The sequence below is a fragment of the Collinsella sp. AM29-10AC genome, from assembly GCF_003469085.1.
Classification (GTDB): Bacteria; Actinomycetota; Coriobacteriia; order Coriobacteriales; family Coriobacteriaceae; genus Collinsella.
The window spans coordinates 33,517-50,955 of record NZ_QSKB01000002.1 but is presented as its reverse complement, the minus strand read 5'-3'; the positions used below and the strand labels follow the sequence as shown (position 1 = coordinate 50,955).

Below are 17,439 nucleotides of genomic sequence, written 5' to 3'. Positions count from 1 at the left end.
ATGCGGAAGGGAGCGCCTATGGCACTCAGCGAGAAAGACGTGCGCGGCATTGCCGAGTACGCAAAGATCGCACTGACCGATGACGAGCTCACCCAGATGACGTCCTACATGAACGACGCCGTCCAGATGCTCGAGCCCGTCTTGCAATATGACTTACCCGACGTGGAGCCCACGTTCCATCCTATCGGAAGCCTGTCCAACGTGATGGGCGATGACCTGCGCGAGCCCGAGCGCGACCTGCCGCTCGACGTTGCGCTCGAAAACGCCGGCAGCGCGCGCGACCGCTACTTCCGCGTGCCGTCCATTTTGGGAGAGGGGGAGAGCGAGTAATGGCGCAGAGCTTCGATTCCCTTACCGCCGCCCAGATCGCCGCGGGCGTTGCCGCCGGCGACTTTACCGCTACCGAGGTGGCCCAGGCCTCCCTTGCTGCCATCGAGGCGCGCGAGGGCGGGGTCCAGGCATTCCTGCAGGTGGCGCCCGAGCTTGCGCTCGAGGCCGCCGCGCGCGTGGATGCCGACCGCGCCGCAGGCAAGCCGCTGCCCCCGCTCGCGGGCGTGCCGCTGGCCATCAAGGACAACATGAACCTCGTGGGCACGCGCACCACCTGCGCTTCCCGCATGCTCGAGGACTACCAGAGCGTCTACACCGCCACCTGCGTTCAGCGCATGCTCGATGCCGGCTGTCTGCCCATGGGCAAGGCCAACATGGACGAGTTTGCCTTTGGCAGCTCCACCGAGAGCTCGGCGTTCCACCGCACCAACAACCCTTGGGATACCGAGCGCGTGCCCGGCGGCTCCTCGGGCGGCTCCGCTGCAGCCGTCGCCGCGGGCGAGGTCGCGCTCTCGCTGGGCTCGGACACCGGCGGCTCCATTCGCCAGCCGGCGTCGCTGTGCGGCGTGGTGGGCTTTAAGCCCACGTATGGCGCCGTGAGCCGTTACGGCGTGGTTGCCTTTGGCTCGTCGCTGGACCAGGTTGGCCCCTTTGGCCGCACGGTCGAGGACGTCGCGCTGGCCATGAACGCGCTTACCGGCGCGGGCCACGATCCGTACGACTGCACCAGCCAGGATTGCGCCGTCGACTTTACCGAGCATCTCAACGACAGCATCGAGGGCAAGCGCGTGGGCATCATCCCTGCGTTTATGGAGGCCGAGGGCCTGACGCCCGAGGTCAAGGCCGCTGTTCAGCGCGCCGCCCAGGAGCTGCAGAACCAGGGTGCCGAGCTGGTCGAGGTCGACCTGCCGCACCTGGACGCCGCCATCGCCGCCTACTACGTCATCGGCCCGGCCGAGGCGTTCTCCAACCTGGCTCGCTTCGACGGCATTCGCTACGGCTATCAGGAGGAGGGCTGCGCCAACCTGTCCGACCAGAGCTCGCTGTCGCGCGCCCACGGCTTTGGCGCCGAGGCCAAGCGCCGTCAGATGCTCGGCGCCTACCTGCTGAGCTCGGGCGTGTACGACAAGTACTACTACGCTGCGCAAAAGGCCCGCACGCTCATCACGCAGGACTACGACGCCGCGTATGCCAAGGTGGACACCATCCTCATGCCCGCATCGCCGCGCACGGCCTTTAAGTTTGGCGAGATCAGCGACCCCACGCAGATGTATCTCTCTGATCTGTACACCATCTCGCTCAACATTTGCGGCAACGGCGGTATCTCGGTGCCGCTGGGCCTGGGCGAGGATACTCATCTGCCCGTTTCTGCCCAGCTGGTGGGGCCCGCCTTTAAGGACCGTCAGCTGCTCACGTTTGCCCGTGCCCTGGAGCGCGGCTTTGCCGATACCGCCACGGGCGCGCCCGCGCTTTCCGTCGCGCCCGATTTTGCCGGGAAGGGAGGCGAGCTGTAATGAAGGAGCTTTCCGAGGTCCTGCAGGATTGGGAGGCCGTGATTGGCCTGGAGATCCATACCGAGCTCACCGCACTCGATACCAAGATGTTCTGCAACTGCAAGCTCAGCCACGATGACGAGCCCAACGCCAACGTGTGCCCGGTATGCCTGGGCCTGCCCGGTGCGCTGCCGGTGCCCAACAAGCGCGCCATCGAGAGCATCGTCAAGGCCGGTCTCGCGACTAACTGCGAGATCCAGCGCCACTCGATGTTCTACCGCAAGCACTACTTCTATCCCGACATGGCCAAGAACTTCCAGACCACGCAGGGTCCGGTCGCCTTTGCCATGTACGGTCACCTGGACCTGGACGTGACCGGTCGCGGTGCCGCCGAGCGCCCCGATTGCGCGTTTGGTGAGGCCGAGGCCCAGAGTCTGGCGAGCGCCTCGGCCAACGCCGAGGGCCTGTCCACGTCCATGACGTCGACCATGCGCGAGGGCAACCAGCGTGCCGGCCATCTGGCCAGCTATGACGCGTCCAGCTTGCAGATGCCTGAGCGCCGCGAGGACGGTTCCTACACGGTGCCCATCCGCATCCTGCGCATCCACATGGAGGAGGATGCCGCCAAGATGGTCCACGTGGGCGGTGCCGAGGGCCGCATTACCGCCGCTGCCGAGTCGCTCGTCGACTACAACCGCTGCGGCACGCCTTTGATTGAGCTCGTCACCGAGCCCGATCTGCGCACGCCCGAGGAAGCGCGTCTGTTTATGGAGAAGCTCCGTCGCATCTTTGTGACGCTGGGCATTTCGGACTGCTCCATGGAGAAGGGCTCCATGCGCTGCGACGGCAACGTTTCGCTGCGTCGCCGCGGCGAGACCAAGCTGGGCACCAAGACCGAGCTCAAGAACCTCAACTCGTTTAAGAGCCTGCACGATGGCCTTGCCTACGAGATTTGCCGCCAGGCCGAGGTGCTCGAGGAGGGCGGCATTATCTACCAGGAGACCCGTCACTGGGAGCCCAGCCGCAAGCGCACCGTGGTCATGCGTGTGAAGGAGACGGCCGACGACTATCGTCTGTTCCCCGACCCCGATCTGGCGCCGTTCGATCTGGACGATGAGTTTATCGACCGCTGCCGTGGCGAGATCCCCGAGCTGCCCGATGCCAAGCGCGTCCGTTTTGAGGCCGACTTTGGCATTAAGACGGCCGACGCCGAGCAGATCGCCGGCGACCCCGAGTTTGCCGACTTCTTTGAGGCCGCCGCTGCCGGTATGGCTGGCAAAGAGGCCCAGACGGTCGCAAACCTGCTGGTCAACGAGATGATCGCCTACCTTAAGGGCGCGGGTGTGTCACTCGCCGAGTCCGGTATTGCGCCGACTCAGGTGGCAGCCCTTGCCAAGCTGTTGGCGACCGATGCCATTAGCTCCAACCAGGCGCACGAGGTCTTTGAGGCCATGGCCCAGACCGGTGACGACCCCAACAAGATCGTCGACGAGCGCGGTATGCGTCAGGTGAGCGACGCCGGCGCGCTGCAGCCGATTGTGGACGAGGTGTTGGCAAACTGTGCCGAGCAGGCACAGCAGTATCGTGACGGCAACCAGAAGGTCATCGGCTTTTTGGTGGGTCAGTGCATGAAGGCAAGCCGCGGCAAGGGCAACCCGAAGCTCTTCAACGAGTTGCTGAGAACGTCGCTCTCGTAAACGGGAACCCGGGAGCCCCGGCAGGGCGGGCGCTTCCTCAAAATTTCGAACAGTCCTGCGCAAGACGAAGGCCACATTAAGTGGCCTTCTTTGCGTGCGGAACTCATTTTGAGCAAGCACCCGCCCTGCCGGGGCTCCCGGGTTCTGCAACGACTCGGCCGTTCGGGTCAGGTGGGCTGAATGGAATTTGGACCCCATAGTTTCCAAAAAGTTAACCTTTGTTGAACTTAATAGTTAGATAAACTAAACTATTTTCCAAAAGTGTGCTCGAGCAAACTTGTTTACTCGGGTGCTGAAGCACCATGCCGCGTCCAATGCGGCAAAAGGGAGAAGCAACATGAAGAAGTCGACGTTCAATACCCTGCTTGTCGGTGGCGGTTTTCTGCTTGGCACGGCCGGCATCAAGCTGCTTACCAGCGCTCCGGTCAAGAATGCCTGCGTTCAGGGCATTGCGTGCGGCATGCGCATCAAGAACGGCTACCAGGACATGGTCGAGCAGGCCAAGGCTAATGTCGACGACATGGTTGCCGAGGCTGCTTACATCACCCAGAGCGAGGCCGCTGCTGACGAGGCAGCCGAGTAGCGCTCCTAGGCACAAACTATGAGATTCTCGATTATCAGCGAGATCCCCGGCAGGACCCGCCTCCAGTTGGCGGGTCCTGTGCCAGAGAGCGATCTCGATGCGCTTCTTAAACTCAGTGGTGACATCGACGGCGTGCGCAAGGTGCGCGTCTATGGCCGTATTGGCCAGTTAGCGCTCGAATATGATGAGCCGTGTCGCGATGCCGTGCTGGCCGCCGTCGGTGCGCTCGACGCTCAGGCCATTGCCGACGCAAAGACGGGTTACGTGATGCAGCTTGAGCCGCGCAAGCACAAACTCGTTATGGACCTGGCGACACTCGTCGGTGCCCATTACGCACGTCGCTGGTTTTTGCCCACGCCCCTGCGTGCGGTGTTTGTCGTGGCCGGTTACATGGCATTTTTGCGCGCTGCCCTCCGTGAGCTCGCGCAGCCGCGCCTGACCGTTCCCGTGCTCGACGCTTCGGCCATCGGCATTTCGTTCGTCAAACGTGATGTTGACACCGCGGGCCAGACGATGTTCCTGCTCAACGTGGGTGAGTTGCTCGAGGACTACACCCGCGCCATGAGCGAAAACGAGCTCATCAACTCGCTGCTCGATGTGCCCGACAAGGCGCAAAAGGTCGTCGGCGACACCGAGGTAAGCGTTGCCGCGACCGAGCTTGAGCCCGGCGATCTGGTCGCCGTGCGTACTGGCATGTCCATTTGCATCGACGGCGTGGTCGAGCAGGGGAGCGCCATGGTCAACCAGGCGACCCTGACCGGCGAGCCGCTGGCCGTCGAGCGCAGCGTGGGCGACGACGTGTTCGCCGGTACCGTCGTGGAAGACGGCAGCATCTTGGTGCGCGTGCGCGCCAACACGGCACAGACCAAGCTGCGCTCGATTGTCTCACTCGTGCAGACGGCCGACTCGCTCAAGTCCGAGGGCCAGTCGCACATGGAAGACCTCGCCAACAAGATCGTCCCGTGGAACTTCCTGCTCGCGGGCCTTGTCGCTCTCACTACGCGTAGCCTCATTAAGACCTCGGCGGCGCTGATGGTCGACTACTCGTGCGCGCTCAAGCTAACGGGTTCCGTCGCCGTCATGACTGCCATGAGCGATGCTGCCAAGATGGGCGTCATGGTCAAGGGCGCGAAGTACTTTGAGTCGTTTGCCAAGGCCGACACCATCGTGTTTGATAAGACCGGCACACTCACCGAGGCGCAGCCGCGTCTTGCCTGTGTGCTCACCACCGATGGCTGGAGCGAGGACGAGGTTCTGCGCCTTTCCGCCTGCTTGGAGGAGCATTTTCCGCATCCGGTGGCACGCGCTGTGGTCAACGCCGCCCGCGAGCGTGGCCTCGAGCATCGCGAGCGACATGCTGCCGTCGAGTACATCGTGGCGCACGGCATCGCTTCGTCCATCGAGGATCGTCGCGCAATCATCGGTTCGGCGCATTTTGTGTTTGAGGACGAGCATGCCCAGCTAGAGGCAGAGACGCAAGAGCAAATCGAGTCCCAGATGCAGGGCCTGTCGCCGCTGTATCTGGCGGTCGACGGCACGGTCGTCGGCGTGCTCGGCATTGAGGATCCGCTCAAGCCCGGGGTCCGTGAGGCTATTGCCGACCTGCATGCGCTGGGCATCAAGCATGTCGTTATGCTCACGGGCGATTCGGAGCGCACGGCCGAGCGCATCGCGCGCGAGGCGGGTGTCGACGAGTTTAAGGCCGAACTGCTGCCCGAGGACAAGTACGCCTATGTGGAGCGCATTAAGAGCGAGGGGCGCCATGTTGCCATGGTGGGCGACGGCGTCAACGATTCGCCGGCGCTCGGTTTGGCCGACGTGGGCTTGGCGATGGGTGGCGGAAGCGACATCGCCAAGGAGGTCGCCGATATCATCCTGGCCGACACGGATCTCGCCGCGATCGTGCGCCTGCGCCGCATGAGTCAGGGCCTCGTTGATCGTCTGACGAGCTCCTACTCTAAGGTGATGCTCACCAACTCAGCGCTGTTGGCACTGGGCATTACCGGAACGATAACCCCGCAGGCGTCGTCGCTGCTGCACAACGGCTCGACGATTGCCTACAGCCTGAGCAACGCGAAGGCGTACCTGCGTTAGCAGACGTGTTCGCCCACGTTATCTGGCCTGCGCCCAGACGGCATCGGTGTCGTCCAGGCGCAGGCTTTTTGCATTTGACCATGTGCTAGCTTCTCTATATAGTGTTGCTAGCGGTGCTAGCAATTGAAGGGAGCGGAATCGACGTGGGTGCTGTTAGCGGCATGGCGCAGGTGAACGTTCGCGTGGATCGCCAGGTCAAGAACCGTGCCGAGGAGGTGCTGCGGCTTTCGGGCGGGTCACTGCCCGAGCTCATCAAAAAGGTGGTGGCCAAGGTCGCGCAGGGTGGCGGGCAGTGCGAGGAAGTGCTTGCGGCCGTCGACGACCGGCAGCGGACCGTCGCGCCCGATACTCCGTTCGCCGCATCATGGGCGGCGGCGGATCAGCTTTACGCGGACCTTGGCATCGCTACGTCGCCCGTATCCGACGATCGCGATTGGGACACAATCTATTCCGAAGCCATGGATGAGCGCTATCGCCAAAAGGGGATGATCCTGTGAGCGGGGCTCCCCTCAAAATAATGGTGGATGCCAACGTATGGGTTGATTCGTTTTGCGTTGACCATGCCGAGTCGCTTGCCGCGCGTGCGTTTATTGGACAGGCGACGGAGACGGGGGCATCGCTGTTCTTTCCAGTGCATATCGCCAAGGACGTGCTGTACGTTGTCCAACACGAACTGAAGCGCAGCGTTCTTGCCAGTGGGGGAGCGCTCGACGAGGCTTCTGCCCGCGCGATTGGCGATGCGGCGCTGGCGTTTATTCGGAATATGACCGAAAACGCCACGGCCGTGGGTGCAGATGCGTCGGACCTTTGGCTGGCCGACAAATACTTAGCGCTCCATCGCGATTACGAGGACAACTTGGTGCTCGCCGCGTGCAAGCGCGCGCAGGTCGATTACTTGGTGACCAACGATCGCAAACTGCTCGAACATGCCGATCTTGCAGCAAAGACCCCGCGCCAGATGATACCGATTCTTGCTTTGGCCGAACGCGGCGGCGCGGCTATCGGTTGACGCGAACTGTTTGCGGGCCTCTTGGACGACGATGCGCCAAGGGGCCCGCGTCTGCTATTTACAAAAGCTCGGCCTTAATGGCGGGACTTTCTGCGAGCTGCTCGGCTGCCTTTTCGTCGGAGCTGTCGAGTGCTGCCAGGCTTCGGTAGACCCACTCGTTGACCTGGGTGTTCTTGACGCCTGCGGTCTGCATAAGGGCGCCTGCCTCGCGGATTGCTGCGAGCAGATCGGCTTTGGGACCTGCGAGCTCGACCTCGACGCCGTGGTAGGCGGTCACGCCGCGGTTTTCGCTCACGTGGTCGATAAAGCTCTCGACGGTCTCAAGCTGCTGGGCGAGAGCTGCATCATCGTCAGCGTCCAGCGCGACGAGTGCGTTCGATACCGTGAGGGCGGGATGTCCGCAGGGGACAAAGCCTTCGATGACATCCATAGCTTCGGTAATGGTTGAGCCCAGGCCTGCGAGGGCATTGACGAGTTGCTGCTTGGTATCCATAACGGTCCTTTCGACGGGTCAATTTTGCTTGGCGAAAATATACGTGACGCGTTCGGTGGCAAAAGTGTGAAGTGCGGCGCACATTGGGGTCTTCACAGCTCGTGCATAGAACAGCTGTCTGCCTTTAGAACGTGGTAAGATAGCACTCCACAAGCGGGGCTCGCCCCGCGTGTTCCTTGAAAAGTCGACGGTTATCGGGTGTTTGCAGGCCCGATGCCATCCAGACTTTCCCGACATTCGGGGGCGACTGGTTTCGACACGATAGCTCTGAGAGAGGAAGCAAGCCGAGGTCTCCTCGCCTCGTTAAACAGGGGTACCGTCAAATTGAATTGACAACAACTCTTCTTTTGAGCCTATGGCTCTCGCTGCTTAGTTTATAGCGGCGCGTCAACCCGGTGATTTCCCCGACACCGGCGCGACGTCATGTTAGGGGAATGCTCCTGCGCACGTAATCGGTATGGCGCAGGCTAAGACCGAACCGGTTAGGACACCGCGAGCGTGTCGCTGCGCGCAAAGCGTCCGAGACTAAACCAGCGACTGAGCTTGGAGATGCCAATCAGGGGGCTTTCGTGGACCGGAGTTCGATTCTCCGCGCCTCCACCATAAGTAACAGGCAGGTAGATACTCATATCTACCTGCCTTTTTATTTCTTGTCCGCACCGCGGAGAATCGAACTCTGTGCAGGGCGCGGGCGTAAAGAAAACGCGTAAGCGTTTTTAGCCCGCGGGCGAGGACGCCGGCAGGCGGCCGAAGCCGGTGCGGATTTGCGAAGCAAATACGCGGATTCTCCGCGCAAAGCCCCAGCCAAAACAGATGTGCTGCCGACGGCATTTCTGCTGGCTGTGCCCCGCGCCGACAGATCCCCTTCATCCGCGGAGAATCGAACTCTGTTTAGGGCGCGGACGTTAAGCAAACGCTACGGCAACGCAGGGTGGGACACGCTTTCCTAACGGCGGCCCAGGCGGAAAATCCATCCCGGAATTCCGGCTCAGACTGGGGTGCAGTTTCCGGATGACGCCTCAAGCGGAAACTGCATCCCGGAATCTTCATTCGGAATGGGATGCAATTTCCAAATGAATGGCTAGCGGAAAGTATATCCCGGAATCCGCGCTCAGAACGGGTCGCGCTTTCCCAACGGCGGTCCAAGCGGAAAGCGCATCCCGTAATCCCGCCTCAAACTGGGACGCACTTTCCGCTGCACCTGCCGCCTCGAAAAACCTGCGCGCCCTCCATCCCAAAACTGGGTAGAAGAAGGCCAAAACGCAATCGCAGGAGGTCAATATGACTGCAGAAGATAAGGCAAAGAACGCCGGCAAGGTCGCGCTCGTCTTGGAGGGCGGTAGTTTTCGCGGGCAGTTTACCGCGGGCGTGCTCGACGTTCTCATGGAGGCCGGCGTCGAGATTCCGGCGGTATATGGCGTATCGGCCGGCGCCCTCAACGGCGTGAACTACAAGTCGCACCAGATCGGCCGTGCCAACCGCATCAACCTGGCTTTCTGCAACGACAACCGCTTCATGGGCGCCGCATCGTTTGCGTCCACGGGCTCCATTGTGGGTTACGACTTTATCTTCAACGATGTCCAGGACCGCCTGGATCCCTTTGACAACGAGACCTTCGACGCGAGCCCCATCGAGATGTACGCTGTCGCGACGGACATGCTCTTTGGAACCGCCACGTACCTCCCGGTCAAAAGCGCCGTGCTCGATCTCGACGCCGTGCGCGCCTCGACCTCGCTGCCGCTGGTGACGCCGCCGGTCGAGATTGACGGGCACAAATACGTCGACGGCGGCGTGGCCGATTCGGTTCCTATCGAGCATGTGCTCGAGGAGGCGGGCTTCGACCGTGCGGTCGTCATCGTCACGCAGGACCGTTCGTATGAGAAAAAGCCCTACGAGTTTTTGCCGGCCGCGCGTGCGCGTTATGCCGACTACCCCTATCTGCTCGAGGCTATCGAGACGCGCCACGACCGTTACAACATCCAGCGCATGCACCTGTGGAAGTATGAGCGCGAGGGCCGTGCGTTGGTCGTCGCTCCGCAAAAGCCGGTCGAGGTCGGCCATGTCGAACACGACCCGGCAAAGCTATTGGACCTGTATATCCAGGGCCGTCAGGAGGCAAAGCGCCTGCTCGCGGAAATCCAAGAGTTCGTTGAACGCTAGCGACGGCAAACCCTCAAAAATGACAACAGCTAAAGAGCTGGAAAATCACGGCTCGTGGATGACATGTGCAGAAACTCTGGTCGGAGCCAAAATACCTGTTGACTCGTACGGCGAGCGGGGTAATATGGACGGGTTACTTGCAGAGCCCCGTGAATCTCTGTAACAACACGTACTGTACATGGAGGAGTCTAAGTGATTTCGAAATCGACTCACTACGCCAAGCAGGGCGAGGTCCAGCGCAACTGGGTTCTCGTCGACGCCGATGGTGCTGTCCTGGGCCGTCTTGCCACCCAGATCGCAATGATCCTGCGCGGTAAGAACAAGCCCCAGTTCACGCCCAACAGCGACTGCGGCGACTTCGTCGTCGTCATCAACGCCGATAAGGTCCAGCTTACCGGTAACAAGGCCGACACGAAGACCTATTATCGCCACAGCGGCTACAACGGCGGCCTCAAGGCTGAGAGCTTCCGCCAGGCTATGGAGAAGCACCCGGAGAAGGTCATCGAGCGCGCCGTTCGCGGTATGCTGCCCAAGACCACCCTCGGCCGTGCCCAGATGACCAAGCTTAAGGTCTACGCTGGTGCCGAGCATCCGCATGCTGCCCAGAACCCCACGAAGATTGAGCTGGAGGCTTAAAGATGGCTGAGAACACCGTTGTCTACCAGGGTACCGGCCGTCGTAAGAACGCCGTCGCCCGCGTCCGTCTCGTCCCCGGCACCGGCAAGGTGACCATCAACAAGCGTGACGCCGAGCAGTATTTCGGCCGTCATCAGCTCGTTGAGAACGCCCTTGCTCCCTTTAAGGTGACCGACACCGCCGGTCAGTTCGACGTTATCGCTCTGTGCGATGGCGGCGGCATCTCCGGTCAGTCCGGCGCTCTGCGCCTGGGCATCGCTCGCGCTCTTCTGAACGCTGGCGACTACCGTGCTGACCTTAAGAAGGCCGGTTTCCTTACGCGCGATGCTCGCGTGGTCGAGCGCAAGAAGTACGGCCTCAAGAAGGCCCGCCGCGCTCCCCAGTTCTCCAAGCGCTAAGGTTTTATCTCCTTACGAGATACAATGTACAAGCGGGGCCTGCCGATTGCTCGGCGGGTCCCGCTTTTCATTTTCGACTAGAGTGGGCGACTGTGTTTTGCCTACTTGGGAAGGAGCGATCCTATGCCCCAGAACATCTTCGGTACCGACGGCGTCCGTGGCGTCGCCAACGCCGACCTCTCGTGTGACCTCGCGTTTCGCCTTGGCCGTGCGGCGACCAAGTTCCTTGGTCCGGACATTTGCATCGGCCGCGACACGCGTCTTTCGGGCACCATGCTCGAGAGCGCTCTGACCGCCGGCATCATGGCCGAGGGCGGCCGCCCGCATTGCTGCGGCGTTATCCCTACGCCGGCCGTGGCGCTGCTCACTGTCCAAAATGAGCTCGACGGCGGCATCGTCATCTCTGCTTCGCACAATCCTCCGGAGTTCAACGGCATCAAGTTCTTTAGCCGCAAGGGCATGAAGCTTCCCGATGCTGTCGAGGAAGAGATCAGCGCTTGGGTCATGTCCGAGGAGGCCATGGCTGCCGATACGCTGCCGACCGGTGCCGGCGTGGGCCACATCATCAAGATGAAGGACGCTCGCAAGGCGTACGTCGACCACGCCATCGATACGCTTGATGGCCTGAGGCTCGACGGCCTGGTCGTTGCCGTCGACTGCGGCCATGGTGCTTCTTGCCAGACTACGCCCGCCGCGCTGCAGCGCCTGGGTGCCACGGTCCATGCCATCAACACCGATTACTGCGGCACTGACATTAACGTTGAGTGCGGCTCCACTCACCTTGAGCCCCTGCGCGAGCTCGTGCTGCGCACCCACGCCGATATCGGCCTGGCCCACGATGGCGACGCCGATCGCGTGCTGTTCGTGGACAGCGAGGGCAACGAGATCGATGGCGACTACATCCTGGCTATCTGCGGTTCTGACCTTGCCGCTCGCGGCAAGCTCGCCAACTCCGAGATCGTCTCGACCGTCATGTGCAATCTGGGCTTCTCCATCGCTATGAAGGAGCAGGGCTTCGAGATGGTTCAGACCGCTGTGGGCGACCGTTATGTTCTTGAGCGCATGCTCGCGGACGGCGCCGTCATCGGCGGCGAACAGTCCGGCCACATCATCTTCCTAGAGCACAACACCACCGGCGACGGCCTGGTGACGGCTCTGCAGCTGCTGGCCGTGCTCAAGCGCACCGGTCGTACCCTCACCGATCTTGCCGGCATCATGAAGAAGTACCCGCAGGTACTCGTCAACGTGCATTCCGACAACAAGGCCGGTCTGGACGATTGCCAGCCCATCTGGGATGCCGTCGCTGCTGCCGAGAAGGAGCTTGACGGCCGCGGCCGCATTCTGGTGCGCCCGAGCGGTACCGAGCCGCTGGTCCGCGTGATGGCCGAGGCCGAGACGCACGAGCTGACCCAGCGCGTTGTCGACGACATCGTCGAGGTTGTCAAGCGCGAACTTCCCTAATGGTCAAAAACCGGTGCCAAGTGGTAAACTGTCAAGGTTATTTTGATTGATTAGTATGTCCGAGGGGGAGCATGTTCACTAAAGTCCTAAGGTCTTTTGGTATGCGTGGTCGAGTCCTTACGCTGGATGCTCCTATCTCGGGCGACGTCATTCCGTTGTCCGAGGTCAATGACCAGACGTTTGCCACCGGCCTTTTGGGCCAGGGCGTGGCGATTCAGCCCACCGGAACGCGTGTGATTGCACCGGCTGACGCCAAGGTCGAGGCCATTTTTCCCACGGGACACGCCGTTGCGCTTAACACGGTCGATGGCCTGGACGTGCTCATCCACGTTGGTTTGGACACTGTTCAGCTCGAGGGCAAACACTTTACCGTACATGCGCAAGTGGGTGACATCGTCCATAAGGGCGATGTACTTATTGAGTTCGATCGCGAGGCAATTGCTGCCGAGGGCTACGATGTGACGGTTCCCATCTTGGTGTGCAACTCCGTTGAGTTCTCGAGCATTAAGGGCTCCGTTGGAGAGCATGTCGAGGAGATGGACCAGCTCATCGTCGCGCGTGAGCGCTAGTCGCTCCGCTTGGCCTTTAGCCTACAATTCAATCACGTTTACGGAGGGCACCCTTGAAAGAGGGCGCCCTCCGTGGCAAGATGGGAAACGTCCGAAGCTAAACAGCTTTGGGTCACCGTGGACGGGCAGGGGCCTCGACGCGGCTAGACACGAGACACATACATTACGCGACCTCGCCCTGGTGGCCGCACACGTTGGTTGCGGCCGACGCGGGCCGCGGGCAAGTGCTTGTAAAGGGAGCCTTGCCTCTCTTGTACGAGAAAGGACGCGTAATGAAGATCATTAAAGCTAAAGACTACGAGGATATGAGCCGCAAGGCCGCTAATATCATCTCGGCCCAGGTTATCCTCAAGCCCGATTGCGTGCTTGGTCTTGCCACCGGCTCCACCCCGATTGGCGCTTATAATCAGCTCGCTGCTTGGTACAAGAAGGGCGACATCGACTTCTCCGAGGTCAGCACCTATAACCTGGACGAGTATCGTGGCCTTTCGCACGACGATCCCCAGAGCTATCACTACTTTATGCGCGAGAACTTCTTCGATCACATCAATATCGATCTGAACAACACGCACGTGCCCGATGGCTCCAACCCCGACGCCGCCGCTGCCTGCTCCGAGTACGACAAGATCGTCGCTGCCGCCGGTTACCCGGACCTGCAGCTGCTCGGCATTGGCAACAACGGTCACATTGGCTTTAACGAGCCCGATGACCACTTCTCCAAGGGTACGCACTGCGTCGACCTCACCGAGAGCACCATTCAGGCCAACAGCCGCCTGTTCGACAGCATCGACGACGTGCCCCGTCAGGCCTACACCATGGGTACCCAGACCATCATGTATGCCCGCATGATCCTGGTCGTCGCCAACGGCGAGGCCAAGGCTCAGGCCGTGCACGACATGTGCTATGGTCCGGTTACGCCCGAGTGCCCGGCTTCGATCCTGCAGCTGCACACCAACTGCGTTGTCGTTGCCGACGAGGCCGCCCTTTCGCTCTGCGAGTAGCGCGAATCCTGCACCTCGACATAGCCTTGCCTAAGGCCTCCGCATTGCGGGGGCCTTTTTGTTATCCCTCTCCGCCCGCTTGACCAAAATCTTGCCGTAAGCTTGACGAATGCCGGATGCCAACAGCTTGATTCATTCCATACCAGATTCTATGCAAAAATGCCACTAAAAGGTCGTAGACGGTAGCGGGTGCTAGGCGAGTTGAATGACATGGCTGAACCTTGTTCATTTACGTTACACTGCCGCTTAGATGGGACAAGCTGACAAGCTCATTTACCTGCTTAAAGACCGATTAGTCGGGGGATTAATAACAATCGGCCCTTGCTGTACAAAAACTTGCCGCTTGCGTACCAAAAGACAACCTAAAACACAAGGTCGCTCTATTCATAGTGCGGCTTGTATGGTCTTGCGGTTACAGTGTCCATACGGTCGAGTTGAGGAGCGGGCATGGTAAACGATTTGAGCAGTATAGACGGCCTCGAGCTGATGCCGCTGGGCGGAGGCTATATGGTGCGCCGCGAACGCTTGATGAATGAGCTTATAGCCAAGGGCCGAAAGGCCGGCATCGTGGTTCTTTATGCGCCCGACGGGTTTGGGAAGACCTCGGTGCTGCTGCAGTACACCCATGAGGTTAAATGCGACCCGACGCGAGGCCCCGTGCGGATTATCGAGGCCGATCGCGCCATTGGGCGCGAGGTGTTTATGCAGCTCGAGGTGGTTACCGAAGAACTCAAAGACAAACCGCACTCCCTTATCGCGATTGATAATGTGCCAAACCTCGATCAGCACGATACCGAAGACCTCATCGACAGGATTCGCGGCCTGCGCGCTATGGGGGTAGGGGTCTTTATCTCCTGCCGTCCTTCAAATCGTCAGCTGATTCACGGGCTGGGCGATTCGGTTAAGATCAATGCGCAGATGCTCAAGGTACATGCCTATGAGTATTCGGCGTGGGCATCGGCGTTTTCGATCAGCACGTCGCTCGACTTTTATCAGCTCACACAGGGCGTGCCCGAGCTCGTTTCGGCATTGCAGACGGGTCTGTATGGCCAAGGCGACGTAGCCGGACTGCTCGAAAACGAGATTGTCAACGTATATGGCGCGGCACTTGCCGATCTGGCTTCGCTCGACAATAATGCGCTGTTTTGCGTGGCATGTCTCATGATTTTGATGGGCGAGGGCAATATCGCAGAACTCGAGGCTTGCGGGGTGAGGCTGTCGATGGTCGACCAGTCCTACTTTGTACGCGACTACCCGATCTTTGGCTTGGATCCCGCCGAGCGGAGTTTTACGTGTCTGGGCACGGAGGATAACGGACGCTTGCGTTTGCGTAAGTTGGTGGCCGAGATTCGCCCCGAACTTGTTCCGAGGGCGGCCCGGATTTTGCTTAAGGCGGGTAGATGCGATGCGGCGATGGGCCTGGCGGACGCCTTTTTGGACCGTGATGCGGTCCTTGAACTTGCTGGGCAGTATGGGGTCGATCTGGCTCTGACGGGGCACGGGGCCGATATCTGCCGAGCAGCGCTGGGCACGATCGATGCCGAGGATCCGGCTCCAGAGCCAACGCCTGCCGAGGCGCTTGGCGTATATCTGGCAGCGGTCAGCGTGTCCAATACAAAGCTCGCTCGCTATATGGCATCGGTTATCGAGCGCGGGGGCGAACGGGCGGCCTGCGAAATAGACCCTGTTTCATGGAGGGTGGCCCAGACACTGACGGCTGTTTGCTATGGGGACAACGGGCTTGGGCTCCCTACGAACCTGGCCGTGCCAGAAATCGAGACATCCCATACCGCACTCGATATGTTGTCTGCGCATATCGAGGTCAAGCGATGCCTGACCGAACGGGGAGATGACGGCGGCGTTCTACAGCAGCTCAAAACGAGCAAGGCCTACGATTGCGAGCTCGACATCGCGGGGATTGTTATACGGGCCGATAGCATGCTGGTGGAGCTCTTTGACGGGTCGTTTGCGGGAACCGACGAGCGCGACGACGAGATGACGGTGGTGCGGGAGGCGCTCGACGTACGCGGGCTTAAGGCGATGGCTATCTGGGTGCGCATGGTGTTGGCGGCACGGCGGCTCCTTTCCGGCTTGCCGGTAACCGACGACGCGGCGTTCAACGAGCTCGATCGTTTTGCCGTGCGCATGCGCGACAACCAGATTCAGCTGTTTGGCCTGTTGCTAGAAGGCTGGCAGTCGCTGGCAGAGGGACGGCCGGTTAATGCAAAGTTCCGTGCGGTCCAAGTGCTCAAACTTGCCGAGGAGTCGATTGCGTATATGCGCGATAACGCATTGCTGCTGGAGCGCGCGGCATATCTGCGTAACACCTCGATGGTTTCGGTGCGCGAGGAAGCGGAGCTACTCGATATAAGCCAGACGCAGGTTGGTGGCGCAGAAGCCTGGATGGTGGCGCTGCATTTGGCCTGTGCGGGCCGAGACAGCGACCTTGCGGCCTGGATGTCCATGAATCGTGCGGGGATTCTAGAGCCATCGTATCGGCTCTTTGCGCGCCTTGCCATGCATTGTCTGGGCGAGCCGGCGGCCAGGATACGCAAGAAGCTTCCCGTGCGCGAGCTGTCGCGGTACTCGCTGCGCGACGATCTGGAAGGGGAGGGCGAGCGCCTGTTCCAGGCCGGCGAGGTTGAAGCCGTTGATACCATCGACCATATCGAGATTCGCATGTTTGGTGCGTTTCGCGCCGAGCGCGATGGGTTTCCCATCACGGACAAAATGTGGCGGCGCAAGAAGGCGGCGACACTTGCCGAGCGGCTTGCGCTGGGCATGGATGCGCTCGTCGATCGTGAGACGCTGGCCATGGAGCTGTGGCCCCATGCCGAGTTCAATAGCGCCCGCAACAACCTGTACTCGACGATATCGCGCTTGCGGTCGGCTTTGGGACCGACGCCGGATGGCAAGTCGTGTGTGCTCATCCAAAATGAATGCATCGGACTCAACGGCGACTACGTCAAGACCGATGTACGGCTGTTTGACCAGATAAGCCGCGAGGTTTTGGGAAATCGCACGGGTGCGCGCGGGCCCCATTTAGTTGAACTGTGCCTTAAGATTGAGCAGCTTTATGCCGGACCGCTGTATGTTCCCAATGGCTGTAACCCCACCTACTTTTTGCGTATGCGACGCATTATGCAGTCAAAGTACATCGATTGCATGATTAAGGGAGCAAATGCCGCTCTAGAAGAAAACGATCTGCAGTCGGCGATTTGGCTGGCGGAGTCGGGGCTTCGGCAGGAAACAGCGCGTGAGGATATGGTGCGCTGCGCCATGCGCGTCTACAGTGCGGCGGGGCGGCGGCGCGATATCGTCGAGCTGTACAGCGGGCATATGCACCATCTAAGGGAGCAGGTCAATGGCGTGCCCGAGCCCGAGACGCGGCGTCTATACGAGCGCTTGGTGGAGGGGCGGCTCAATCGCGTGCTGGTCGAGCGATAAAAAACGGGCGCCCGAAGTACTTGGGCACCCGTAAGCTTGCTATGTGTTGACTCGCCGGATCATTGGCT

General features: G+C 60.7%; 15 protein-coding genes and 1 other RNA gene. 15 read left to right on the top strand and 1 reads right to left on the bottom strand.

All coding sequences use genetic code 11. The annotated features are described in order from the left end of the window. Positions 1-18 precede the first annotated feature (18 nt). The 7 genes from gatC (at position 19) to DW754_RS01205 (ending at position 7,206) form a co-directional block, all read left to right on the top strand. On the top strand, positions 19-330 hold the full coding sequence (gene gatC, locus DW754_RS01235; protein ID WP_055250987.1) for an Asp-tRNA(Asn)/Glu-tRNA(Gln) amidotransferase subunit GatC: 312 nt from the start codon (positions 19-21) through the stop codon (positions 328-330). Continuing rightward, positions 330-1,844: an Asp-tRNA(Asn)/Glu-tRNA(Gln) amidotransferase subunit GatA gene (gatA, locus tag DW754_RS01230; RefSeq protein WP_117833459.1), complete on the top strand. Its 1,515-nt coding sequence runs from the start codon at positions 330-332 to the stop codon at positions 1,842-1,844. The genes gatC and gatA overlap by 1 nt, the downstream gene beginning before the upstream one ends. Continuing rightward, the gene (gatB, locus tag DW754_RS01225; RefSeq protein ID WP_117759129.1) at positions 1,844-3,520 is read left to right on the top strand and encodes an Asp-tRNA(Asn)/Glu-tRNA(Gln) amidotransferase subunit GatB; all 1,677 of its coding nucleotides are present in this window, start codon (positions 1,844-1,846) and stop codon (positions 3,518-3,520) included. The genes gatA and gatB overlap by 1 nt, the downstream gene beginning before the upstream one ends. A 337-nt stretch (positions 3,521-3,857) precedes the next feature. Next, complete coding sequence (locus DW754_RS01220) at positions 3,858-4,103, top strand: DUF6110 family protein (RefSeq protein ID WP_055250999.1); 246 nt, start codon at positions 3,858-3,860, stop codon at positions 4,101-4,103. 78 nt (positions 4,104-4,181) lie between these two features. Beyond that, a complete protein-coding gene (locus DW754_RS01215; RefSeq protein ID WP_233508831.1) occupies positions 4,182-6,197 on the top strand; it encodes a heavy metal translocating P-type ATPase in 2,016 nt (671 codons plus the stop codon). Positions 6,198-6,340: 143 nt separating this feature from the next. After that, a complete protein-coding gene (locus DW754_RS01210) occupies positions 6,341-6,694 on the top strand; it encodes a hypothetical protein (protein WP_117759132.1) in 354 nt (117 codons plus the stop codon). Further along, positions 6,691-7,206 (top strand): PIN domain-containing protein, encoded by a 516-nt coding sequence (locus DW754_RS01205; RefSeq protein WP_147336388.1) that lies wholly within the window; start codon positions 6,691-6,693, stop codon positions 7,204-7,206. The genes DW754_RS01210 and DW754_RS01205 overlap by 4 nt, the downstream gene beginning before the upstream one ends. Positions 7,207-7,264: 58 nt before the next feature. Here the strand turns inward: DW754_RS01205 and DW754_RS01200 are convergent, their stop codons facing one another. Continuing rightward, positions 7,265-7,699 carry a hypothetical protein gene (locus DW754_RS01200; protein WP_117759136.1) on the bottom strand — a complete coding sequence of 145 codons (435 nt, stop codon included), beginning with the start codon at positions 7,697-7,699 and terminating at the stop codon, positions 7,265-7,267. A 239-nt stretch (positions 7,700-7,938) separates the two neighbouring features. Between DW754_RS01200 and ssrA the strand changes: the two genes are divergently transcribed. From ssrA to DW754_RS01160, 8 genes are all read left to right on the top strand, one after another. Beyond that, positions 7,939-8,302, top strand: a transfer-messenger RNA (tmRNA) gene (gene ssrA / locus DW754_RS01195). Between the two features lie 678 nt (positions 8,303-8,980). Beyond that, entirely contained in the window at positions 8,981-9,859 is an 879-nt protein-coding gene (locus DW754_RS01190) for a patatin family protein (RefSeq protein WP_117759137.1), read from the top strand. 192 nt (positions 9,860-10,051) lie between these two features. Further along, positions 10,052-10,495 (top strand): 50S ribosomal protein L13, encoded by a 444-nt coding sequence (gene rplM / locus DW754_RS01185; protein ID WP_022094635.1) that lies wholly within the window; start codon positions 10,052-10,054, stop codon positions 10,493-10,495. A 2-nt stretch (positions 10,496-10,497) separates the two neighbouring features. Beyond that, positions 10,498-10,893, top strand: coding sequence for a 30S ribosomal protein S9 (gene rpsI / locus DW754_RS01180; protein WP_022094634.1), 396 nt, complete (start codon positions 10,498-10,500; stop codon positions 10,891-10,893). A gap of 123 nt (positions 10,894-11,016) precedes the next feature. Next, on the top strand, positions 11,017-12,354 hold the full coding sequence (glmM, locus tag DW754_RS01175) for a phosphoglucosamine mutase (protein WP_006234694.1): 1,338 nt from the start codon (positions 11,017-11,019) through the stop codon (positions 12,352-12,354). Between the two features lie 71 nt (positions 12,355-12,425). After that, a complete protein-coding gene (locus DW754_RS01170) occupies positions 12,426-12,923 on the top strand; it encodes a PTS glucose transporter subunit IIA (protein ID WP_035136902.1) in 498 nt (165 codons plus the stop codon). A gap of 272 nt (positions 12,924-13,195) precedes the next feature. Then, positions 13,196-13,924, top strand: coding sequence for a glucosamine-6-phosphate deaminase (nagB, locus tag DW754_RS01165; protein WP_117759139.1), 729 nt, complete (start codon positions 13,196-13,198; stop codon positions 13,922-13,924). 447 nt (positions 13,925-14,371) lie between these two features. Further along, entirely contained in the window at positions 14,372-17,371 is a 3,000-nt protein-coding gene (locus tag DW754_RS01160; RefSeq protein ID WP_117759141.1) for a BTAD domain-containing putative transcriptional regulator, read from the top strand. Positions 17,372-17,439 lie beyond the last annotated feature (68 nt).